Source organism: Streptomyces sp. NPDC050287, from assembly GCF_044459385.1.
In the GTDB taxonomy this organism is placed as follows: domain Bacteria; phylum Actinomycetota; class Actinomycetes; order Streptomycetales; family Streptomycetaceae; genus Streptomyces.
Genome location: NZ_JBITIY010000004.1, coordinates 773,400 through 795,515, shown reverse-complemented (window position 1 = coordinate 795,515; position 22,116 = coordinate 773,400). Strand labels below are relative to the sequence as shown.

The 22,116-nt window shown below is 73.3% G+C and carries 15 protein-coding genes; 6 read left to right on the top strand and 9 right to left on the bottom strand.

The features are described 5' to 3' along the window. On the top strand, nucleotides 1-402 hold a 402-nt coding region (locus tag ACIBK3_RS18520), incomplete at its 5' end, for a transposase (RefSeq protein WP_399366797.1). A 248-nt stretch (nucleotides 403-650) separates the two neighbouring features. Continuing rightward, nucleotides 651-1,361 carry a hypothetical protein gene (locus ACIBK3_RS18515; protein ID WP_399366795.1) on the top strand — a complete coding sequence of 237 codons (711 nt, stop codon included), beginning with the start codon at nucleotides 651-653 and terminating at the stop codon, nucleotides 1,359-1,361. Between the two features lie 285 nt (nucleotides 1,362-1,646). On the opposite strand, the gene ACIBK3_RS18510 is transcribed toward ACIBK3_RS18515, so the two are convergent. Then, entirely contained in the window at nucleotides 1,647-2,225 is a 579-nt protein-coding gene (locus tag ACIBK3_RS18510; protein ID WP_399366793.1) for a Dps family protein, read from the bottom strand. A 296-nt stretch (nucleotides 2,226-2,521) separates the two neighbouring features. Here ACIBK3_RS18510 and ACIBK3_RS18505 point away from each other — a divergent pair, with 296 nt between their 5' ends. Next, on the top strand, nucleotides 2,522-3,889 hold the full coding sequence (locus ACIBK3_RS18505) for a dihydrolipoyl dehydrogenase family protein (RefSeq protein WP_399366791.1): 1,368 nt from the start codon (nucleotides 2,522-2,524) through the stop codon (nucleotides 3,887-3,889). Between the two features lie 281 nt (nucleotides 3,890-4,170). Here the strand turns inward: ACIBK3_RS18505 and ACIBK3_RS18500 are convergent, their stop codons facing one another. Beyond that, a complete protein-coding gene (locus ACIBK3_RS18500) occupies nucleotides 4,171-4,890 on the bottom strand; it encodes an alpha/beta fold hydrolase (protein WP_399366789.1) in 720 nt (239 codons plus the stop codon). Nucleotides 4,891-4,926: 36 nt separating this feature from the next. Further along, complete coding sequence (locus ACIBK3_RS18495) at nucleotides 4,927-5,898, bottom strand: alpha/beta hydrolase (RefSeq protein WP_399366787.1); 972 nt, start codon at nucleotides 5,896-5,898, stop codon at nucleotides 4,927-4,929. Between the two features lie 279 nt (nucleotides 5,899-6,177). Here ACIBK3_RS18495 and ACIBK3_RS18490 point away from each other — a divergent pair, with 279 nt between their 5' ends. Next, nucleotides 6,178-9,180: an AAA family ATPase gene (locus ACIBK3_RS18490; protein WP_399366786.1), complete on the top strand. Its 3,003-nt coding sequence runs from the start codon at nucleotides 6,178-6,180 to the stop codon at nucleotides 9,178-9,180. Here the strand turns inward: ACIBK3_RS18490 and ACIBK3_RS18485 are convergent. Continuing rightward, a complete protein-coding gene (locus tag ACIBK3_RS18485; protein WP_399366784.1) occupies nucleotides 9,137-11,830 on the bottom strand; it encodes an AAA family ATPase in 2,694 nt (897 codons plus the stop codon). The two genes, ACIBK3_RS18490 and ACIBK3_RS18485, sit on opposite strands and share 44 nt — an antisense overlap. Nucleotides 11,831-12,146: 316 nt before the next feature. Here ACIBK3_RS18485 and ACIBK3_RS18480 point away from each other — a divergent pair, with 316 nt between their 5' ends. Next, a complete protein-coding gene (locus tag ACIBK3_RS18480; RefSeq protein ID WP_399366782.1) occupies nucleotides 12,147-13,037 on the top strand; it encodes an AraC family transcriptional regulator in 891 nt (296 codons plus the stop codon). On the opposite strand, the gene ACIBK3_RS18475 is transcribed toward ACIBK3_RS18480, so the two are convergent. Then, on the bottom strand, nucleotides 13,005-14,132 hold the full coding sequence (locus tag ACIBK3_RS18475) for a helix-turn-helix domain-containing protein (protein ID WP_399366780.1): 1,128 nt from the start codon (nucleotides 14,130-14,132) through the stop codon (nucleotides 13,005-13,007). The genes ACIBK3_RS18480 and ACIBK3_RS18475 overlap by 33 nt on opposite strands. 356 nt (nucleotides 14,133-14,488) lie before the next feature. Between ACIBK3_RS18475 and ACIBK3_RS18470 the strand changes: the two genes are divergently transcribed. Beyond that, nucleotides 14,489-15,475: an alpha/beta hydrolase gene (locus tag ACIBK3_RS18470; protein ID WP_399366867.1), complete on the top strand. Its 987-nt coding sequence runs from the start codon at nucleotides 14,489-14,491 to the stop codon at nucleotides 15,473-15,475. Nucleotides 15,476-15,552: 77 nt separating this feature from the next. Here ACIBK3_RS18470 and ACIBK3_RS18465 read toward each other — a convergent pair whose 3' ends face one another. From ACIBK3_RS18465 to ACIBK3_RS18450, 4 genes are all read right to left on the bottom strand, one after another. After that, nucleotides 15,553-16,527, bottom strand: a complete 975-nt coding sequence (locus ACIBK3_RS18465; RefSeq protein WP_399366778.1) for a helix-turn-helix domain-containing protein — start codon at nucleotides 16,525-16,527, stop codon at nucleotides 15,553-15,555. Between the two features lie 134 nt (nucleotides 16,528-16,661). Then, nucleotides 16,662-17,720: a LacI family DNA-binding transcriptional regulator gene (locus ACIBK3_RS18460; protein ID WP_399366776.1), complete on the bottom strand. Its 1,059-nt coding sequence runs from the start codon at nucleotides 17,718-17,720 to the stop codon at nucleotides 16,662-16,664. Nucleotides 17,721-17,845: 125 nt separating this feature from the next. Next, complete coding sequence (locus tag ACIBK3_RS18455; RefSeq protein ID WP_399366774.1) at nucleotides 17,846-20,269, bottom strand: beta-galactosidase; 2,424 nt, start codon at nucleotides 20,267-20,269, stop codon at nucleotides 17,846-17,848. Further along, nucleotides 20,266-22,026 (bottom strand): beta-galactosidase, encoded by a 1,761-nt coding sequence (locus ACIBK3_RS18450; RefSeq protein ID WP_399366772.1) that lies wholly within the window; start codon nucleotides 22,024-22,026, stop codon nucleotides 20,266-20,268. The genes ACIBK3_RS18455 and ACIBK3_RS18450 overlap by 4 nt, the downstream gene beginning before the upstream one ends. Nucleotides 22,027-22,116 lie beyond the last annotated feature (90 nt).

Genomic DNA, 22,116 nt, shown 5'->3' with positions numbered 1-22,116 from the left:
CACCCTGACGGGGCTCTCATCCGCAGCCTGCCGGGGATGGGGGCCATCCTGACGGCAGAGTTCATTGCCCTGGTCGGCGACCACCGCCGCTTCACCAGCGGCGACGCCATGGCCGCCGCGGCCGGTCTCTCGCCGGTCCTGTCCCAGTCCGGAAAAATCCGCTACTCGCGCAGCGCCACCGGTGGCGACAAGGCCCTCAAGCGGGTCTTCTACCAGTCCGCGTTCTGCGCGATCCAGCGCGACCCCACCTCCCGGGCCTACTACGACCGCAAGAGGAACGAGGGAAAACGGCACCACCAGGCACTCATCGCCCTGGCACGACGCCGCGTCAACGTCGTCTACGCCATGCTCCGCGACCGACGGCCCTACGAGCCGCGTCCGCACCTTCGTCTCGTGGCTTGACTTCAGCATTAAGCAGCGGCCTCCTGATCGGTCGCGGTCACGTACGGGACGGGAGGGGCCTCGGGCAGGCCGGCGTGGGTGCTCTGGGTCATGGTGTCTTCCTGGTCGGCGATCAGGGGACTGCTACCCTCCGTGACCGGCGTTGATGCGGCGTCGCTGCCCGGCGCCTCGCGGAGATGTCGTGCGGTGCCGCAAGCCGCCGAAAAGCCTTCGACGGCCCGGTCCCTCAGCGGCCATGATCCACACTCGTGACGACGCAGCAGCAGTTCCTGGTCCAGGCAGCCGCCCGCAACAACGCCGAGTGGTGTGCCGCGATGAGCCGGTCGCACGGGGTGGCGGGTGAGTTCGGGGGGCAGGCCTGGGCCGCGCCCCTCCGTACGCCGCCGTACTACCCCGACGCGGTGACGCTCGTACCGGGTGCCGAACCGGACGCGCTGGTGGCCCGGATCGACACCGCCGCGCCCGGCGCCTCGGTCAAGGACAGCTTCGCCGACCTCGATCTGACCGAGGCCGGCTTCCGGGTGCTCTTCGAGGCGCGGTGGATCCACCGTCCCGCGGGTGCCCCGGTGCCCGTGTCCGAGCTTGCCTGGGACGTGGCGGGCGACGGGGACACGCTGCGCGCCTGGGCGCTCGCCTGGGACGACGGGCGCGGTGACGCGGACCTCTTCCGGCCCGAACTGCTCGCCGATCCCGGCACGTTCGTCCTCGCCGGACTGTCCGACGACGGCCGGGTGGTCGCCGGAGCGGTGGCGAGCCGCAGTGACCGGGTGGTCGGCATCTCCAATGTCTTCGCCCGGGACGACGGCCTGGACACTGCCTGGCCGGTCGTGCTCGGGGCCGTGCACCGGCTGTTCCCCGCCCTGCCGGTGGTCGGCTACGAGCACGGCACCGACCTTGCGACCGCCGTCCGGCACGGCTTCGAGACCGTCGGGGCGTTGCGGGTGTGGGTGCGGGGGTAAGGGGGGCGGGACCGCGGAGGTGCCGACAGGCGGGTGTGTCGGTGCCCGGGGGGTGCCGACAGGCGGGTGTGTCGTGCCTGGGGTGCCGACCGCGGGGTGCCGGTCATCAGGAAGGTGTCCCGGCCTGAGGTCTCTCCCCGTGTCGGGCCTCCTCCGGTGTCAGTCGGGCTTGCTCCGGTGCCAAGGGATGGCTTCCGGCTTGGGAGCCGTCCTGGTGCCACGCCCACTCCGGGATCGGGACAGGCCGCCGTCAGGGACCTGCCCCGATCCCGCGCCCCTGCGACCTCAGGCCCGGACCAGCGGGGTGTCCACCAAGTGCTCCGCCAGGAACCACGCCTGGAGTTCGCCGGTCCTGATCACCTGGGAGACCAGCAGATCGTTGGTGCCGTCGTCGCCCAGTTCGGCGGCGCGCGTGGCGGCGTCATGGGCCTCGACGAGGATCGTCTCGTGGGCCTCCAGGAGTCGGGACAGCATCGCCGGCACCTCCTCGACCCCGTCCGGCGGGCGCGGGATCGAGGTGATCTCGGCGACGTGCCGGGGGTCGCCCACCGCGACGCCGCCCAGGGACTGGACGCGTTCGGCGATGGTGTCGACGAGTTCGAGCTGTTCGCCCGCGTGCTTGTCGAGGACCAGGTGCAGTTGGTAGAAGGTCGCGCCCCGCATCAACCAGTGGTGCTTCTTGTAGAGGCCGTAGAGGATCTGCGTGTCCGCCAGGGCCTTGTTCAGGCGCTGGCACGAGTACATCCGCGCCTCGTAGGACAGGCCGACCGGGAACTGCTTGACGGTCCCGAACTCCTGGATGACTTCGCCCTTCTGGTGCAGCCACGGCTGACTGCCGCTCAGGGGACGGGAGTTGGTGGTCATGATGCTCCTCCTGCGATGCGGTGCCGTGCGTACCCGAGCGACGTTAGGGGCCCCGGCGTCACCGGCCTTGCCCTCCAGCGCACGCGCTGATGCCCGCCCGCGCACAGCCCCGGCCGTACCGCCCGCGCACAGCCCCGGCCGTACCGCCCGCGCACGCTGCCGGACACACCGTCCGCGCCCGCCCGGCGTTCCCTCTCGGGCAAGCACCCGTGCGCTGGACGGCCCGGGTCCCGCGCTCGCCGACCTAGCCTCGTGCTCCAGGAAGAGCCGGACGGGCCAGGGAGCGAGGACCGAGCATGGGTGGGAACGAGCAGGCGGACGTGGTGGTCGTCGGGCTGGGGCCCGGCGGCGAGTACGTCGCCGGCACACTGGCCGAGGCCGGACTGGACGTGGTGGGCGTCGAGGCGGAACCCGTCGGCGGCGAGTGCCCGTACTGGGGCTGCGTGCCCAGCAAGATGATGATCCGGGCCGGGAACCTGCTCGCCGAGGCCGGCCGGGTACCCGACCTCGCCGGTGCGGCGGTCGTGACTCCGGAGTGGGGCAAGGTCGCGGGACGTATCCGCGCCGAGGCCACCGACGACTGGAACGACCAGGTGGCCGCCGACCGGTTCACCGGCAAGGGCGGGCGGCTCGTGCGGGGGAGGGGCCGGTTGTCGGGACCGCGCCGGGTGACCGTCGGTGACCGCACGATCGAGGCCCGGCGCGGTGTGGTGCTGGCCACCGGATCCCGGCCCCGGATCCCTCCGGTTCCGGGGCTCGTCGGCACGCCGTACTGGACCAACCGGGACGCCATGGCGGCCAAGGAGCTGCCGACGTCGATGGTCGTCCTCGGCGGAGGCGCCATCGGCGTCGAACTCGCCCAGGTGTTCGCCCGTTTCACCTGTGCGGTCACGGTGATCGAGGGGCAGGACCGGCTGGTGTCCCAGGAGGAGCCGGAGGCGGGCGAGTTGGTGGCTCAGGCGCTGCGCGGGGACGGCGTCACGGTCCTCACGGGCACGAGGGCGCGGCAAGTGGAGTACGACGGCGTCGAGTTCACCGTACGACTGGAAGGGCGCGAGAAACCGGTGCGGGCCGAACGGCTGTTGGTCGCCACCGGGCGGCGGGCCGACCTGGCCGCGCTCGCCGTCGACACGGTGGGGCTCGACCCGACGGCGGCGGCTGTGCCCACGGACGGGCAGCTGCGGGCCGGGGAGGGGCTGTGGGCGGTCGGTGACCTCACCGGGCGTGGGGCCTTCACCCATGTGTCGATGTACCAGGCGCAGATCGCCGTCCGGGACATCCTGGGGCAGCTTGGCCCCGACGCGGACTACCGGGCGCTGCCGCGCGTCACTTTCACCGATCCGGAGATCGGGGCCGTGGGATTGACGGAGCGCCAGGCGCGGGAGCTGGGGCTGCGGGTGCGTACCGGCCGGGTGTCCCTCTCCGCCTCCACGCGCGGCTGGATCCACGGTCCCGGCGGTGAGGGGTTCGTGAAGCTGGTCGAGGACGCCGACCGGGGCGTGCTGGTCGGCGCGACCTCGGCCGGCCCGGCGGGCGGTGAGGTGCTCTACGGGCTGAACGTGGCCGTCCACGCCGAGGTGCCCGTCGACCGGCTCCGGCACATGATCTACACCTCTCCGACCTTCCACCGGGCCATCGAGGCGGCCCTGGCGGCGCTCCGCTGAGCGGCACCCCGGCCACCCCGTGAGCGAGGTGGCGGGCCGGACCGGCCGGGACGCAGCCCTGGCCTGGAGGCAGCCCTGGCCTGGACGCAGCCCTGGCCTGGACGCAGCCCTGGCCTGGACGCCGCGACGCCGACTCCGGCGAACCGCACCGGACCGCCACCTCGCTGGAACTCTTCTTCGACCTGTGCCGCGTCAGCGCGGTCGCCCAGGCTCGGCCGGTTTCCACAGGCGACAGCGGCCGGACAACCTCCCGGTGTCCGACCGCGTCGCACGTCTTCGTGTCAGGCCGTCGTCGCCCGCACCGCGTCATGGATCAGGTCGGCGACCGCCTTGGGCTGGGACACCGCCACGGCGTGCGAGGCGCCCTCCACCTCGACGACCGTGGCCCCGGCCCGTTTGGCACCGAAGCGTTCCACCTCGGGGTTGATCGCCTGGTCGGCGGTGGCCACCAGGGCCCAGGACGGCTTGGTCCGCCACGCGGCGGCCGCTGCCGTCTCCTCGAACGCCGAGGCGGCCAGCGGGCGTTGGGCGGCGGCCAGCACCTTGGTGACGGGGGCGGGAACGTCCGCGGCGAAGATCTCCGGGAAGGCCTCGGCCTTGATGGAGACCTCGACCGCGGACTGTGCGCCCTCGACCGGGTACGTCCACTCCTTCAGGTTGCTGACGAGCGGCGAGAGCGGGAAGCGTCCCTGCAACTCGCCGAGGCTCTCGCCCTCTTCGAGGACGTAGGCGGCGACGTAGACCAGGCCGACCACGTTCTCCGTGGTGCCCGCCACGGTGATGAGCGCGCCGCCGTAGGAGTGGCCGACAAGGACGACAGGGCCCTCGATCTGCGAGGCCACGGAGGCGATGTACGCGGCGTCCGAGGCCAGCCCGCGCAGGGGGTTGGCCGGCGCGACCACGGGGATGCCGTGGTTCTGCAGCTCCGCGATGACACCGGACCAGCTGGCGGCGTCCGCGAACGCGCCGTGCACGAGCAGGACGGTGGGGGTGGTGGACATGAGGGATTCTCCTTCAGAGAGTCTCAGAGGGGTCTCTCAGCCGGTGTGCAGCGCGGTGCGCAGGGTGCCGACGGCGAGCGTGATCGCGGCCTCGGCGGCCTGGGTCCCACGCAGCGCGTTGAGCATCACGAAGTCGTGGATGGTGGCCTGGAAGCGCACCGCGGTGACCGGAACCCCGGCCGTGCGCAGCTTGTTGGCGTAGGCCTCGCCCTCGTCGCGCAGCACATCGGCCTCGCCGGTGATGACCAGGGCCGGAGGCAGTCCGGTGAGCTGCTCGGTGGTGGCGCGCAGCGGCGACGCGGTGATCTGGGCGCGCTCGGACTCGTCGGTCGTGTACTGGTCCCAGAACCACTGCATGCCGTCGCGCCGCAGGTAGTAGCCGGTGGCGAACTGGTGGTACGAACCAGTGTCGAAGGCGGCGTCCGTGACCGGGTAGAACAGGACCTGCTGGACCAGCGGCACGTCACCGCGCTCCTTGGCCATCAGGGTCAGCGCGGCGGTCATGTTGCCGCCGACGGAGTCACCGGCGACCGCGACGCGGGAGGCGTCCAGGTTCTTGGCCGCGCCCTCCGTCACGATCCACCGGGCGACCGCGTAGTTCTGCTCGATGGCGACCGGGTAGCGGACCTCGGGCGAGAGGTCGTACTCCGGGAAGACCACGGCGGCGTCGGCGCCCACGGCGAGTTCGCGGACCAGGCGGTCGTGGGTGTGGGCGTTGCCGAACACCCAGCCGGCGCCGTGGATGTAGAGGACGACCGGCAGGGTTCCGGTGGCTCCGGCGGGCTTGACGATACGGGCGCGGACGCTGCCGGTGGGGCCGCCGGAGACAGTGATCCACTCCTCGTCGACGGCAGGCATCTCGATCTCACCGGACTGCACCTCGTCGACCGCCTTGCGGCCCTCGGCGGGCGGCAGATCGAAGAGGTAGGGCGGGTTGTCGGTCGCGGCGGCGAACGCGGCGGCCGCCGGCTCCAGGACCGGCTGAACCGGCTCGGCGACGTCGGACATGTGTGTCTCCTGAGTGTCGTGCGAGGCGCCGGTGTCTCCGGCGGGAGCGGCCCCGGGGCAGCCACGGGGGACTGCGAGGCCGTCGAGCGCCACGCTAGAACCGCGGACGCGGGGCGGAGCGACCGTCAGCGCACCGGTGCTTACCTCACAGCGCATGGAAGGGAAGCAGCACCCGGCGCGGGTGCGGATCCCGACCGTGCTTCCGGTTCTGGTCTACTGGGCGGACGACGCGGGAGCGGTACGGGCGCGACCGTGGGTCGAGGGCGGGGTAACGAGCACATGGGCGGTGGAGGCGGGGCCGGGGGCGAGCCCGCCGCGCCGGTTCCGGCGGGGCGGGACGCGCAGTTCGCGGTCATCGCCACGGCCCTCGCGGGCATCAGGTCCACCGGACGGACCGTCGTCCTGCGGGGCGACCCCGGCATGGGGAAGACCGCGCTCCTCAAGGCAGCCGAGGCGGCGGCCCGCCGCGCCGGACTGCGCGTGCTGCGGATGACCGGTGCCGAGGCGGAGAGGGGACTGCCTTTCGCCGCCCTCCACCAGGTGCTGTGGCCGCTCCTCGACGACACTCACGCCCTCCCGCCCGCACAACGGAGCGCTCTGGAAAGCGCGTTGGGTGTCCGCGAGGGCACACCGCCCGCGGGGTTCGCGGTGGCCGGTGCCGCCCTCGACCTGCTCGCCCGCGCCGCCGCCCGCCGACCCGTCGTCGTCCTCCTGGACGACCTTCAGTGGGCCGACCCGTCCAGCGCCGCCGTCTTCGCCTACCTGCAACGCCGTCTGACCCCGCTGCCCGTCGTCGCCATCGGCGCCGCACGGCACGCCGTAGCCGTGGGCGACCGCGGACCCCTGGCGGGACGCAGGGGTACCGTGGGCCTGCCCGGCCGGGTGATCGACCTGGAGCCCCTGGACGAGCGGCAGGCCGAGCGACTGCTGCGCACACTCCACCCCTGGCTGCCCGAGCTGGCCCGCCGCAGGGTCCTGCGAGCCGCCGGCGGCAACCCGCTCGCACTGCACGAACTCCCGGCACAGCTGCGGAGAACGGCCCCGGACCACGCCGCGTTCCAGACCGGCCAGGAGAGCGCTGGAGTTCCCGGGCTTTTCGGCACCGGCCAGGAGAGCGCTGGAGTCCCCGGGCTCTTCGACGCCGGCCAAGAGACCACAGCAATCCCCGGGCTCTTCGACGCCGCCCAAGAGACCACAGCAATCCCCGGGCTCTTCGACGAACTGCCGTTGGGTGAACGGCTGGGCCGCCTGTACGAGGACCGGCTGCGCGCCCTGCCGGACGGCACCCGGCATCTGCTCCTGGTCGCGGCGCTCGGCGGCCCGTACGCCCAACAGGCCGCCGTGCTGCGGGACATGACGGATCGCCCCTGGCAGGAGCTCCGCCAGGACGTCGAGGTCTCGGGGCTGGCGCACCTGGACCCGGCGGGGAAACGTTTCGTCTTCCGTCATCCCCTGGTGCGGGCCTCCCTGGTGCACATCGCCACGCCGGCTGAACGCCGTGCTGCGCACCGGCAGCTCGCGGACGCCCTGCCCCAGAGAAGCCCCCAGCGGATCACGCACCTGGCGGCCGCTGCCGTCGGCACCGACGCCGGCCTGGCCCGGCTGCTGCACGCGGAGGCGGACAGCATGGCCGCTCAGGGCGGAGACGCCGAGGCCGCGGGCATGATGGCGCGCGCGGCCGCCCTCAGCCCGGAGGCGGCGGACCGGACCCGGCGTCTGGTCGCCGCCGCGTTGCTGGCCGCCCGGGGCGGACGGCTGCGGCCGGCGGCGGGACTCGTCGCCGAGGCCGAGACCGAGGCCCGCCCGGGCCGGCCCGAACCCGGCGCCGCGTACGCCTTCGTCGTCGCGTACACCAGGCTCCAGCTCGACGGCGACCCGACGCCCTCGATCGAACTGCTGCCCCACGCCCTGGAGCTGCTGGAATCCCCGGCGGGGCGGGAGGAGCGAGCCGGACTGCTCGAACCGATGCTCCTCCTGCTCGTCCTCGTCGCCGTGCACACCGGGGACGAACGGGCGTGGGCCGCCGCCGAACGGCACGCGGCGCAGGCCTCCGAGGCGGCGGTGCTGTGTCTTCAGGCCTGGTCCGCGGCCCCTCCCCGGACCGAGCACGACGTGCCGTCACGGCTGCGCGAGGCGGTCGCGGCCCTGCCGGTCGACCGGGAGACCGCCGGCACCTGGCTCCTGCTGTGGGCGGCCGCCGCCGTCGACGCCCTGGGCGACATCCTGCGCAGTCCGTTCGCCGGCCGTCCCGCGCACGGCACCCAGGCCTTCATCGACAGTCTCCGTGCCCACGACGACTTCCTGCACGGCCGCTGGGACGAGTGCCTCACCGCCTCGCGCCGGGGGGCGGAGACCTCCGGCGCCCACGGACACCTCTTCAACGAGATGCTCCACCTGCAGAACGCGGGGCAGGTCCTCGCCGCCCGCGGCGACCGAGCCGGTCTTTCCGCGCTGGAGTCCACCCTCGGGACGACGGCCCGGGAGCGTGGCCTGCGCCTCGTCACGGAACGTCTGCGGGGACTGTGGGTCCTGTGCGCCCTCGGCCACGGGCAGGCGGACGACGCCTGGCACCATGCGCGGACCCTCGCCCCGCCGGGGGCTCTCCCACCCCGCGCCCCCTGGCTCCACCTGTCCCTCGTCGACTGGGTACAGGCCGCCGTCGACAGCGGACGGCGGACGCAGGCCCGTCGCCACCTGGACGCGGTCCGCGCCGCCGGCATCGCCCGCGTCTCGGCCCATCACACCTTCCTCGTGGCTGTCGCAGAGGCCCTCGCCGCCGAGGACGACGAGGCGGAACAACGCTATGAGGCCGCGTACGCCCTCCCCGGCGCCGAGAACTGGCCCTTCCCGCTCGCCCGCGCCCACCTGGCCCACGCCGCCTGGCTGCGGCTGCACGACCGACACGGTCCCGCCGCCACCCACGCCCGGGCCGCGCTCAGCGCCTTCACCCGCCTCGGCGCCACGCCCTGGGCCGAACAGGCCTCCCGGGAACTGGGCGGCAAGGACGCGTACGCCGCCGGCACCGCTCATCCCCTGCTCTCCGCACAGGAGTTGAGGATCGCGGAACTCGCGGCACATGGCCTGACCAACCGTCAGATCGGTGAGCGGCTCGGACTGTCCCGCCGTACGATCGGCGCCCACCTGTACAAGATCTTTCCCAAGCTCGGCATCACGACCCGGGCCGGTGTGGCGCGTGCCCTCGAGGAGACCCGGGGCGTCGTCGGGAATCCTCCGGGGTTCAGCCGGTCGGCAGGGCCCGGGCCAGAGCCGCCCGTGAGGTGATCCCCAGTTTGGGGAAGATGCGGTACAGGTGGGACGCGATCGTGCGCGGGGACAGGTCCAGGGCGGCACCGATCTCCTTGTTCGTCAGCCCGGTGGCGACGAGGTGCGCGATGCGCAGTTCCTGTGCCGTGAGCACACCGCACAGCGGCGCCCGCGGTGAGCGGTCGGCGGCGCGCAGTTCGGCCCGGCACTGCTCCTCCCAGGGCACGGCCCGCAACTCCCCGAAGGCCCGGCATGCGGCGCGCAGAAGATCACCCGCCTCGGCCGGCCGCCCCTGGCGGCGCAGCCAGGAGCCGTGCGCCAGCCGCAGGCGGGCCAGGTCGAGGACCCACCGGCCGGAGCCCGGCACGGCGTAGGCGGCCGCGTAGGCGGCGTCCGCCGCGTCGTCGTCGGCGGTCAGCGCGGTCGCCGCGGCCAGCAGGAAGGCGTGGTGCGCGGAGACGGTGTCCATCCGCGCCGCCCGTCCGGCCGCGACATGGGCCAGCGCCTGAGCCCGACGGCCGCAGCCCACACTCGCGACGACGAAGTCGAAGAACGGGAGGTGGAACCAGGACAGCCCACGCGGCAGCTCGCCCGGCGCCATCAGCCGGCGCAGCCGGGAGTACGCCTCCTCGTGACGCCCGTGCGCCAGCGCGACCAGGGCGTCGAGGTGATCCAGATGGTCCGTGACGAACCGCATCCGCGCCCGCGAGGCCGCCGACCGGATCCGCGCCCGCGCCTCGCGCAGCCCCCGCTCGTCACCGCGGCCCGCGAGGAAGTGGGCGTGATAGTGCCGGAACAGCAGGGCGTTGCAGTGATAGCCGAGTTCCTCCGCGGTGTCGGCCTCCCGCAGACAGTCCTCCGCAGCGTCCCAACGGCCGTACAGATACGCCTGATAGCACCTCGCCTTCGCCACCGACCCCTGAGTGGCGTACGCGTGCTCTCCGCTGAACAGCCGCCGCAGGTCCTCGTCGGCGGCGTCCACCGCCGAGGCCGCCCACAGCAACAGCCAGGCACCGCCCGCTGCCCGGCGGTCCGCCGACCGCGCCACCAGGGACCGCAGTTCGTCCTCCGTTCCCGATGCCGAGCGGGGCGGATCCGCCCAGGCGCGCAGGCACAGCCGGGCGGCGGGGGAGACGTGGTCCCGATGCCGCTGAAGGGCCTCCCACCCCCGGCGGTCGCCCGTGTACACGGACGCCAGCAGCAGCTTGAAGAACACCTGCTCGACGAGGTCGCCGAAGTCCGGGGCGCCGGGCGTGGTCAACGTGGCCAGGGCGCGGGGCAGCAGGGAGAACGACGACGCGAAGTCGACATGGTGACTCTGGTCGACGTAGACGACCGCGTAGGCGAACAACGGGGCGATGTCCGCCGGCACCGGGCCCCGCCTCAGTTCCCGCACCAGTCGGGCCGCGTACGCGAGGCGCCCGCCCCGGGCCGACATCACGGCCGCCCAGGTCAGCCGGCGGATCCGGTTCTCCGCGTCGACGCTGAGGGCCGCCGCGCGGTCCAGCAGCAGTGCCCCTTCCGCGTCACCGCCGCGCAGCGCGATGCGGGTCCCGGCCTCCGTCAGGCGTGCGGCGAGCGGTTCGCCCGCGGCCTCGGCGGCGGAGGCCTCATGCAGCAGCCGGCGCGGGTCGTCCGCCCGCAGCCGTCCCGCCAACGTGCGGTGCGCCGCCCGCCTTTCGGCCTCGGAGGCGGCGGCGATCACGGCGCTGCGTACCAGCGGATGCCGGAAGACCAGCCGCCCGGTGTGGTCCAGCCGGGCCAGCCCGCTCGCCTCGATGCCGTCGAGGACCTGTTCCGTACGGTCCTGGGAGGGCTCCCCGGTGACACCGCGCCCGGCGCTGCCGTCCAGGGCCGTGAGCAGCAGCAGCCGTGCCGCGTCCGCGGGGAGCGAGCGCAGCCGTCGTACGAACAGGTCCTCCAGCCGCCGGCCCAATGGCAGCCGCTCCGGGAGCGGTGCGACGCCCCTGCGGTGCTCGTCCGCCAACTGGCCGGGCAGTTCGGCCAGGGCAAGGGGGTTGCCCGCGGCCTCCTCCATCACCCGCTCCGCGGTCGAGGCCACGAGTTCCGGGTGCCACTGCCGCAGCAGCGTGCGGGCGTCCTCGCCGGACAGCGCCTGGACGTCCACCGGATGCGCGGGCCACCCCTCCAGCGCGGGCCCGTCGGGCCGGCTCGCGCACACCATCACCGCGCGCAGGTCGGCGATGCGCTGGTGGAGGAAGACGAACACGGCGGCACTGGAGGAGTCCACCCAGTGCAGGTCGTCCACGAGGAGCAGCACCGGACGGCGGCGTGCCTCCTCCGCCAGCAGAGCCAGCGCGGACGCGCCGACCATGAAGCCGCTCGGTGGCAGCCCGTCCCGCAGACCGAGGGCACGTTCGAGGGCGAGCCGCTGCTGGCGGGGCAGCGCGCATGAGCTCTCCCGCAACGGGCGCAGTACGTGGTGCAGCGCCCCGAAGGCGATACCGACCTCCGACTCACCGCCCACCGCACGCAGGACGGTGAAGCCGGAGCGGGCGGCGCGTGCGGCCGTCCAGTCGAGCAACGCGGTCTTGCCGATGCCGGCGTCGCCCCGCAGCACGGTCGCCGAGCCGCCGGTACCGGTCCGCGCCCTCTCCAAGGCCCGCTCCAGCTCGGTGCGTTCGCGCCGGCGCCCGACGAGCGGCATGTCATCCGGACCGTTCCCGATGGCTTCCCCCACAGTGCTCTCTTCCCGCCTCGTCGCCGCGTCTCCATGCCGCGTCCCGCTGCCTCGTCCCGTCGCCGCGCCGACCCGGCCCCGGCGTGCCTCCCCGGACCACCATGACACCGCCCCCTTGCCTGACCGTGCACGGCTCTTGCCCCTCGCCGCAGAGATCGCCGTACCGCCTCCCACCAGCGACGCGACCACCGCACGCTGAACCCCGGGGAGCGCCCCTCCGGCGCGGCCCCCGCCGCCGGAACCGTCCCGGCAACCGAATGCACCGCGCCGACCAGGGGGCCGAATGAGCCTGATGATGCCCGCACCCGCCGATACCGCCCGCCCCACAGACACCCGCACCCTCGGGTTCGTCCGGGTGACGACGTATCGCGGAGCGGCACGGCCCGTCGTCCACGACCCCGAGTCCGCCACCCGCCCCTACCTGCTGCTGGGCCTGCACACCACCGGCCGGGCGACCCTCGACCGCCGGGGGACCACCGAGGCCTGCGGGCCCGACGACCTCTTCCTCTGCGACGGAACCGAACCCTTCGTCCTGCACCAGGCGGGGGACTTCGTCCTGCACCTCGTGCGGATCCCGCGGCACGCGCTCGCCGTCACCGACCGCCAGGTACGGGCTCTGACGGACCGGGCCCCGTTCGCCGACGGCCCCGTGGCGCCGCTGCTCGGCAGCCTCCTGCGGCAACTCGCCGCCGCGCCCGGCCAGTCGTCGGGTACGGCACTGCGACTCAGCGCCAGCATCGCCGAGTTGGTCGCTCTGCTGGCTGCCGCGGAGGACCTGGATCCCGGGCCGAAGGACCATGGCAGGGAGCGCGAGGCACTGGTGCGGCGGCTGCGCGCGTACGTCGACGCGCACCTGTGGGACCGGAACCTGACGCCCGCGAGCGTCGCCGCGGCCCAGCACATCTCTCTGCGCTATCTGCACCGGCTCTTCGAGGACCAGGGCAGCACGGTCGGCCGGTGGATCCAGCACCGCCGGCTGGAGGAGGCACGACGGGAGCTGGCCCGGCCCGGACGCGCGGACATCACGGTGGCGGCGGTCGCCAGACGCTGGGGCTTCGCCAGCGCCTCGCACTTCAGCCGCAGCTTCCGGGCGGCGTACGGCATCGCACCCAGCGACTGGCGGGACGGCCGGACCCGGCCGTCAGGACAGACGGCCCAGAACCCCGACGTCTGACCTGACGGCCGGGTCGTCCGCGGCGACCGTCAGCCGGCGCCACTGCTGCGGTGCACACCCGTGGACGGCCTTGAAGGCCCGGCTGAAGTGCGCCGTGCTGCGGAAACCCCAGCGGGCCGCCACCACCGAGAGGGACGGGCCGACCCGCCCCCGCCGGGAGAGCTCCCGGGCGCAGCCCTCGACCCGCAGACGCTGGATCAGCCTGCCCACCGTGATCCCCTCGCCCTCGAAGAGGCGGTGCAGATAGCGCACCGAGATGAGGTGCGCCCGGGCGATGCGCTCCGCGGACAGGTCGGGGTCGCCGAGATGCCGGTCGATGTACTGGCGGATCGTCACGATCTGCCGCCGGCGACCCGTCTCCGGCGGCCCGTCCGCGTCCTCGGCGAGCTCCTCGGCCAGGGCGGCCATCAGATCGGTGACGATTCCGCCGAACCGCTCACCGACCGCGGCGGGTATCCGCGGCGCCGACTCGTCCAGGTGCCGCAGCAGCGGCGCCAGGACCGTGCCGGCCCCGCCCGAGGGGGTGACGGCGCGGGCGGTGACCGAGCGCAGGGTCGCCGCGGGAACGTGCAGCGCGTGGACGGGCACCCGGAAGAAGAGCATCCGGCCAGGTCCACGCGGTGCGACACCCCGCACCCCTCGATCCTGCCGCTCCCGCTGCCCCTTCCGCGCCGGTTGGTCCTGCTCGACTTGCTGTTGTCCGACTTGCCGTTGTCCGACTTGCAGTTGCTCGACTTGCTGTTGCTCGACGGAGAACGGCCGGCGCAGGTCGACCAGGGCCAACTGCCCGTTCTCCACACGGGTACCGCGGCCGTCCTGGGCGAGGCGCACGGTCGCGTTCGACGGGGCGAGCAGGGCGACGGAGCCGTCGGTCTCCGGGGCGGCCGGGCGCGGGGTGCGCGTCACACGCAACGGCCCGGACACGCAGGTGATCAGGCGTACGTACCCGAAGTGACGCAGTGTCACGGAACCGTCGACGCGGCAATCCTGGCCCGAGCGCTCCACGACGGGGGTCAGCCACCGGGAGAGGGCCGCCGCCACGTCGGTGGACGCGTCGCCGCCGGGCGCGTCGGGCGAACCTGATCGAGCACTCACGAGGGCTCCCTTCAGCCGTCCCGGAACCGGTGCGCGGTGCGCGAGCGGGGACGGTCACCGCTCCTCGCCGTTCTGCCGCCAGTCTGCGACGCCCACCGGGAAGAGGCGTTAGGTCAAATGACTGCACTTCGCCCCGCGGGTCGGAAGAAGGGCAGGCCGGCGCCGAAGTGTGCACGCAGCGGCACAGACGAGTACGGGGGCCCCGCCCGTTTCACGTCGGCGGCACCATAGGGTGAACTCTGCGTGTCGGCAGAGCCGCTTCCGGCACCGAGTGCCCGCGCGCCCGGCCGCGGGTGCGGAACCGCTCCTTCGAACAGCCCCGTGAATCGCCCCCACGCGCAGGAGTTCCCGTGGAAGTGGAAGAAGAGGTTCCGGCCTTTCGTCCGGCACCCGTGCTCGAGCGCCGGACGCGGGACTTCGTGGCCGCGCACACCTGGCCCGCTTTCCCGTCCGCCGACACCGACGGCACCGCCGCCTCCCGGGCGCGCATGGCCGCCCTCTGGAACGGCGGCGGCCGCGAGGAACCCGACATCGACGAGGAGTGGCTGGCCCTGCCGGGAGGTGACAGCCACCGCATCCGGATACGGATCCTGCGCCCGGCCGGCAGCGACGAACCCCTGCCGGTGGTGCTGTACCTGCACGGCCTGGGCTGGATGCTGACCGACGCGTACGCCCACCGGCAACTGGTGGCCGACCTGGTCCTCGGCGCGGACGCCGCCGTGGTGGTGCCCGAGTACGACATCCCGCAGGACGCGCGCCACCCCGGCGCCGTCGAGCGGGCGTACACCGTCGCCCGATGGCTGGCCCGGCACGGCGCGGAATGCCGGCTGGACGGGACCCGGATGGCGGTCGTCGGCGTCAGTGCGGGCGCCCAGCACGCCGCCGCCCTCACCCTCCTGGCCCGGGAACGCGGCGGACCGCGTCTGAGACACCAGGTGCTGATCTGTCCGGTCACCGACGCGGCGATGGACACGCCGTCCTACCGGCAGTTCGCGGACGGGTACTTCCTGAACAGTGCCGCCATGCACGGCTACTGGCAGCAGTACGCCCCCGACCCGGACAGCCGGACCCAGGGGACCGTCTCCCCGTTGCGCGCCCCCATCCGCCGCCTTCGCGGTCTGCCGCCGGCACTCGTCCTCACCGCCGAGGCGGATGTCCTGCGCGACGAGGGCGAGGCCTACGCGGCGCGCCTGCGAGAGGCGGACGTCTCCGTCGTCTCGGCCCGCTACCACGGCACGATCCACGGCTTCGTCGTCTTCGACGTGCTCCGGGACACGGACGCGTCCAGGGCGGCCCGGATCCAGGTGACGGACACCCTGCATGCCGCGTTGCACGCGGCCTGAGCGGCCTGAGCGGCCGAGCCGCCCGGGACGGCCAGGAGGGCCGGTCCAGCGGCTCAGTCAGCTCGGCTCGTCGACGCTCACGCTTCGCCGTGGTGGCGTCGCCATTCGCTGGGGGGCATCCCGTACGCGGCCTGGAAGCGGCGGCTGAAGTGGCTGGGGCTGCTGAACCCGCACCGGGCGGCGACGGCCGTGACGGTGAGGCGGGCGTAGCGTGCGGAGGACAGCATCTGCCGTGCCTTGGCGATCCGTTCGGTGATGAGCCACTGCTCCAGGCTGAGGCCCGCGTCGCTGAGCAGGAGGTAGAGCCGGCGCACCGAGATCGCGTGCTCGGCGGCGATCCGCTCGGGCGTCAGCCCACGGTCTCCGAGGTGCCGCCGGGCGTACGCCATGACCCGGGTCAGCAGGGTGTCGTCCATGACCGACCGGACCGGCGCGGACTCCACGGCGTGCGCGGCCGAGAGCAGCAGCGCGCGGACGAGTTCGGTGGTGCCCGCGGCGAGGGCCTGGGCGCCGGGATCGGCCCGCAGCCGGTCCGGATCGCGCCACACGCCCCGCAGGTGGTCCAGCACGAGGTCGTGCAGCGGACTGGCGCGCAGTCGCAGGGAAGCCTTCACGACCGTCTCGACCGGCACACCGAGGCGGTCCATGTCGAACATCATCGACTGGGAGGCCCCGTCGCCGGACCAGCCGTACACCCGGGGCGACAGTTCGTGGAAGACGCAGATGTCGTCCGGGCCCAACAGCCGGCGCCGGCCCGCGACTTCGGCGCGGTGGAGCCCTTCCGGCTGGAGCGAGACGGACACCACCGGATGGCTGCGATGGTGGCGTACGTGCCGCTGTGTCCGCCGCACCTCGAAACCCGAGTTACGGGTCGCGAAGAGGTCCAGGCCGCCCACCCGCCACACGTTCATACGTGCGTGAATGCCCGCCTCGGGCTCCTCGTGGAAGACGTCGTTGGGCACCGACGAATCCGTCAGAGCGTGACGGAACGCCTCCGCCCGCTCGCGCGGTGCCACGGAGCCGAGATCGAGCAGCAGCACAAGTCCCCCCATGGAACAAGCCCCGGGACCGGCCCCGGGCCAACATTCTGCATGACCGAGTGCACGGCCCAGTCGTCGTCGAGGCATCCGTCAGCAGGGCAGCAAGGCAACACGGCAGCCAGGGAGCCCGGCAGCCAGGCACGGCGTCAAGGAGGGCCGCTGCTGGCGCGGATCACCAGGTCGACCGGGACCAGGGTCTCGGGGCGGGGAGGCTCGCCGGAACCGTCGATGCGGTCCAGGAGGAGGCGGAGGGAGCGGGTGCCGATCTCCGCGAAGTCCGTCCGCACTGTGGTGAGGGGCGGGAGGAAGTGCGCGGCTTCCGGGATGTCGTCGTAGCCGACGACGCTGACGTCGTCGGGCACCGACCGCCCGGCGTCGTGGAAGGCGTGCAGGACGCCGAGCGCCATCTGGTCGTTGGACACGAACACGGCCGTCACCTCCGGGCGGCCGGCCAGCCGACGGCCCAGCTCGTACCCCGAGTCGGCGCTCCAGTCGCCCACGAGCGGCTCCGGGATCTCCGCGCCCGCCGCCTCCAGCGTCGCCCGCCAGCCGGCCAGCCGGTGATCGGCGGAGGTCCAGCCCGTCGGGCCCGCGATGTGCAGGACACTCGCGTGTCCGAGCCGCAGCAGATACTCCGTTGCCTTGCGGGCCCCGGCCCGCGAGTCACCGGTGACCAGCGGGGTCTCGGTGTCCAGGCCGTTCTCCAGCACCACCAGCGGAATGTCCAGGTGGGTGTCGGCCAGCGCCCGTCCCACCCACAGCTGCGGGGCGATCGCGATCACCCCGTCCGCGCCCTCCGCCGAGAGCCGGTCCACCGCCTCGACGACCGTGTCGTGCTCCGCGGTGTCGAGGGCGATGGAACTCACCAGGTAGCCGGCGTCCTGCGCCGCCGTGTTGATCGCCGTGAGGATCGACGCCGGGCCGTAGCGGGCCGCGTCGAAGGAGATCACCCCGAGCATCCGCGTCCGTCCACTCGCCAGCGACCTGGCACTGCGACTGGGCCGGTAGCCGAGCGTGCGCATGGCCTCCAGCACCGCCGCGCGCGTCTCGGCCCGGACGGAGGGATGGTCGTTGAGCACACGGGAGACGGTCTGCTTGGACACACCGGCCAGCCGGGCCACGTCGTCCATCACGGGGCGTGCCCCCGCGAAGTTCCGTCGACTGCGCCACTTGGGGGCCGCTCCGTCAGCGGCGCTTGGGGTCATGGTGGCAGTTCCTCGACGTTGTGGCGGCGGTGTTGTGGTCCCGCCCGGCAGGACCAACAGCATAGGCCGGGCTGACGATGGGCGGTCCGAGGGCCGGGCTGTTCGACCCGCGACCGCTCGCCTCCTCATCCCGCCCGGACCTTCCGAACGCGGCCCGTGATCCACTCGGCACCTGTCACGGCTGCCGTGGTCGCCCCGTCACCCGTCTCCTCGGGCACGTACACCAGGGTGTTCGCGTGCGCGTCCGCGTGCAACGGCAGCACCCGCAGCCGTAGTCCCTCGGTGCGCAGCGCCTCGCCGGGCAGCCGGTCGAGGGCGATGTCCCACTCCCGGCCGGAGAAGAACTGGTCGGCGACGAGGGTGTCACCCACGTACGCCCGTCCCACGTCCCCGCTCCAGCGCAGCCGCAGCAGTGTCCCCGGCGGCAGCCCGTCCGGTACGTCGACGTGGTACTCCGCGGCCACGCTGTCGACGTACTTCTCCGCGGGCGCGCTCGCCCGTCCCTGTACGCCCGTCACGGTCTCCGGCGCCGGACCGGCCGGGCGGACCAGGGTGAGGGACACGGCGGTGTCCCCACCCTCCTCCCCGCCCGCCACCGCACCACTGTCGCCCGCCACCGCATAACGGGTGAACACTCCGTCCGCCGACCCGGTGACCCTCGCACCGTCGTCCACCACCGGCGCCCGCTCGGGGGCGGGCAGCACCGCGAAGGACACGGCGGTGGGCGTACCGTGCAGCCGTACCTCATCCCGGTCGAAGACCACGCCCGCCTCACACAGCACCAGCCGCTCGGCGCCCCAGGCCTCGCCCCGGTAGGCGGTACGGGCCGTCGCCGCGTCCAGGACCAGCAGGCCGACCCGCCCGCCGTCCGCCGTGTCCACGTCGACTTGGGCGTCCGTGCCGGGGCGCAGCCCGGTGATCAGCAGCCGTCCGCCGACCGGTGTGATGTCCCCGGACGGTACCCCCACGGCGGCCACCGTCGAAGCGTCCAGGGCGAGTTCGGGAGCGATGCCCTCGGTCGCGGCCAGCACCAGGACCGTACGCCCGTCCGCCTCGACCGTGCACACGGGCTGCGCGGTGGCCCACTCCAGCCGCAGCCCCGCGACCTCCAGCCGCAACGGCCAGCAGAAGTAGGCTCCGGCCGGGATCGTCACGGGCGTACTCGGAATTCCCAACTCGTCCTTACCGTCAGGGAATTCGACCGTGAACGACGTGTCCGGATGCTCCGGCAGCGGCTCGTGCGGCTGGTGGTTGTTGACGAACAGGAAACCCGAGTCACCGTCGGAGCGCACGGCCCAGCGCAACGTCTCCCGGTCGCCCTGTCCGTCCGGAAGACCTTCGGGCAGCACCGACTCCATCGGTGCGACCAGGTGCCCGAAGTCCGCCAACAACAGGTGCTGGAGCCGCAGTTCGTGATACGTCCGCCGGTACTGGCCGTACTCGCCGAGCGGTGCCTGGAAGTCGTAGGTCAGGACGGGCAGGTCGTTGGGGTAGCCGGTGGCGTGGGACTCCTGGAGCGTGGTGAGTTCGCCGACGGGGTTGGTGCCGCCGTGGAACATGTAGAAGCCTTGCCAGACCGAACCGCAGCCGATCTTCGTGAGCCCGAGCGCGCCGATGTCGTCGGGGCCGACGCGTGGCCGGCGGTGGTACGAGACCGCCATGCCGCCGCCCAACTCGCAGGTGGCCCAGGGGAATCTGTCCGCGAACGCGTCCGGTTCGCCGCCGCGCACGGTGGTGGGTCTGAGGTCGGCGCCGATGCCCTCGTCGTCGCGCTGGTGGGTGAAGAAGAAGTGCTTGCGACAGGTGTCGGGCCAGCCGCCGTCCGCCTCGGTCCAGAAGGCCTCGGGGTACCCGCCGTACAGCGGAAGCAGCTCGTCGGGCGGGAGCTGGACGCCGCCCCAGGCGGTCGAGGTCCACAGCGGTGCGCTCAGGCCGGCCTGCTGGGCCATGCGCTTCAGGGTGAGGAGGTGGCCGGGCTGGTCGTAGAGCTCGTTCTCGATCTGGATCGCCACGATCGGGCCGCCGTGCGCGCGGTCCAGGCCGCGCAGTTGCCCGGCGATGGCCGTGAACCAGGCCCGTACGGATTCCAGGTACGCCGGGTCGTCGGTGCGCGGGACGCAGTCGCGGGCCAGCAGCCAGTCGGGCAGACCCCCGCCCCGGACCTCCGCGTGCGACCAGGGGCCGATGCGCGGGACGAAGTCCAGACCGTGCCGGGCGCACAGCTCGGCGAAGCGGCGCAGGTCGCGGTCGCCGTCGAAACGGACCCGGCCCTCGATCTCCTCGTGGTGGATCCAGATGACGTAGCTCGCCACGGCCTTGACCCCGCCGGCCTTCATCTTCAGCAGCTCCTCCTCCCACTCGCCGGCCGGATACCGGGAGTAGTGGAACTCGCCGGACACCGGGAACCAGGGGCGCCCGCCGCGCGTGAGCCAACGGCTGGTGACCTCGATGGGGTCGGGTACGCCGGGGGCGTCGGCGAAGGGCAGGTGTCCCGTCAGCGGCGGCCCGGCGGGGGAGGGGATCCGCAGGCGGTGCGGACGGGTCGTCACTGGCCCTCCGGTCCGAGGTCGGGAGCGTCGGTGAGCTGGGCGCGGGTGCCGGTGGTGGCGTGCAGTTCCAGCAGGACGAGCTCGTTGGCGCCGGGGCGCAGGACCGGACCGGGGACGTACAGGGTGTGCTGCGGACCGCGGTTCCAGTAGCGACCGAGATGGAAGCCGTTCACCCATGCCTGGCCCTTGGTCCAGCCCGGCAGCGAGAGGAACGTGTCGGCGGGGACGTCCACCTCGAAGGTGCCCCGGTGGAAGGCGGGCACGGCGTCCGTGGCCGCGTCGGACGGGCCGAACGGCACCGCGGCCAGGTCATCCAGCGGCACGGGCCGGCACTCCCAGCCGTGCAGGGCGGCGCCCTGGAAGGACACCGGACCGAGGAGTCCCTTGGGCGCGCCGATGCGCGGCCCGTAGTTCACCCCGCCCTGGTTCTCGACCAGCACCTCCAGCACGGCACCGGAGTGCGGCACCCGAACCGGCAGGGCCTCCTCGTTGCGTTCGCGTTCCAGTACGCCCACGGAGGCGCCGTCCACGAACACCTGGGCGCGGTCGCCGACACCGCCCGCGAAGTGCAGCAGCCCGTCACCCGCGGCCGGAACCGTGGTGCGGTACAGCGCATAGCCGGTGTGCACGCCGAGTCCGTTCATCGTGACCGGGTCCTGCGTGCGGGTACCGCCGTCCAGCGTGCGCAGATACGGCAGCAGCGGCGCCCGATGGTCCAGGTCGACCGTGGCCGGCGGGAGTTTGGGGCCCGGCGCGGGCACCGGCTCGTCAGGGACCGGTGCGTGCCGCGCGATCACCTCACGGAACGCGTGGTACTTGGGACCGGGGTCGCCGCTCTCGGTGAGCGGGGCGTCGTAGTCGTACGACGTGACGGTGGGGACGTACGTGTGGTGGTGGTTGGCGCCGTTGGTGAAGCCGAAGTTGGTGCCGCCGTGGAACATGTAGATGTTGACGGAGGCTCCCGCGGACAGCAGCCGGTCCAGGTCCGCCGCCGCGGTCTCTGCCGACCGGGTGTGGTGCGGGCCGCCCCAGTGGTCGAACCAACCGATCCAGAACTCCGCGCACATCAAGGGTCCTTCGGGCTGGTGCGCGCGCAGCGCGGCCAGATGTTCGTCCGCCCGGCTGCCGAAGGTGGCGGTGCTGAGCGTGCCGGGCAGGCTGCCGGCGGTCAGGTGCTCGGCGTTGGCCTGGTCGCAGGTGAACAGCAACTCGTCGACACCCCGGGAGCGCAGCGCCTGTTCGACGTGCTTGAGGTACGCGGTGTCGTCGCCGTACGCCCCGTACTCGTTCTCCACCTGTACGGCGATCACCGGGCCGCCGTTCGCGGCGAGGTGCGGCAGCAGCGGGGGCAGCAACTGGTCGAGGTAGCGGTCGAACGCGTCGGTGAAGCGGGGGTCGCTGGTGCGCAGCCGGATGCCGGGATCCGAGATCAGCCACGCGGGCAGCCCGCCGTCGTCCCACTCGGCGCAGATGTACGGCCCCGGACGCAGCAGCACCCGCAGGCCCTCCGCCCGCGCCAGCCGCAGGAAGCGGGGCAGGTCCAGCAGACCGTCGAGGTCGAGCGTGCCGGGTTCCGGCTCGTGGAGGTTCCACGGCAGGTACGTCTCGACGGTGTTGAGCCCCATCAGGCGTGCCTTGCGCAGCCGGTCGGCCCACTGGTCGGGATGGACGCGGAAGTAGTGGATGGCCCCGGAGATGATCCGGAACGGCTCGCCGTGCAGGAGGAATCCGTCGGACGTCGTCGTCAGAGCGGGCATGTGGGGCTTCCCTTCGGGTCTGATACCGGGCCGAGATGCACGGGGAGGTTCGATGGGGGCGGCCGGCGGTGCGGGGCCGCCCGCTGCGTC

Excerpts from the sequence above, each read along its gene's own strand:
- ACIBK3_RS18485 (WP_399366784.1), bottom strand. The coding sequence starts at position 11,830 with ATGCCGCTCGTCGGGCGCCGGCGCGAACGCACCGAGCTGGAGCGGGCC.
- ACIBK3_RS18505 (WP_399366791.1), top strand. The coding sequence starts at position 2,522 with ATGGGTGGGAACGAGCAGGCGGACGTGGTGGTCGTCGGGCTGGGGCCC.
- ACIBK3_RS18460 (WP_399366776.1), bottom strand. The coding sequence starts at position 17,720 with ATGACCCCAAGCGCCGCTGACGGAGCGGCCCCCAAGTGGCGCAGTCGA.
- ACIBK3_RS18465 (WP_399366778.1), bottom strand. The coding sequence starts at position 16,527 with ATGGGGGGACTTGTGCTGCTGCTCGATCTCGGCTCCGTGGCACCGCGC.
- ACIBK3_RS18500 (WP_399366789.1), bottom strand. The coding sequence starts at position 4,890 with ATGTCCACCACCCCCACCGTCCTGCTCGTGCACGGCGCGTTCGCGGAC.
- ACIBK3_RS18480 (WP_399366782.1), top strand. The coding sequence starts at position 12,147 with ATGAGCCTGATGATGCCCGCACCCGCCGATACCGCCCGCCCCACAGAC.
- ACIBK3_RS18490 (WP_399366786.1), top strand. The coding sequence starts at position 6,178 with ATGGGCGGTGGAGGCGGGGCCGGGGGCGAGCCCGCCGCGCCGGTTCCG.
- ACIBK3_RS18510 (WP_399366793.1), bottom strand. The coding sequence starts at position 2,225 with ATGACCACCAACTCCCGTCCCCTGAGCGGCAGTCAGCCGTGGCTGCAC.
- ACIBK3_RS18495 (WP_399366787.1), bottom strand. The coding sequence starts at position 5,898 with ATGTCCGACGTCGCCGAGCCGGTTCAGCCGGTCCTGGAGCCGGCGGCC.
- ACIBK3_RS18450 (WP_399366772.1), bottom strand. The coding sequence starts at position 22,026 with ATGCCCGCTCTGACGACGACGTCCGACGGATTCCTCCTGCACGGCGAG.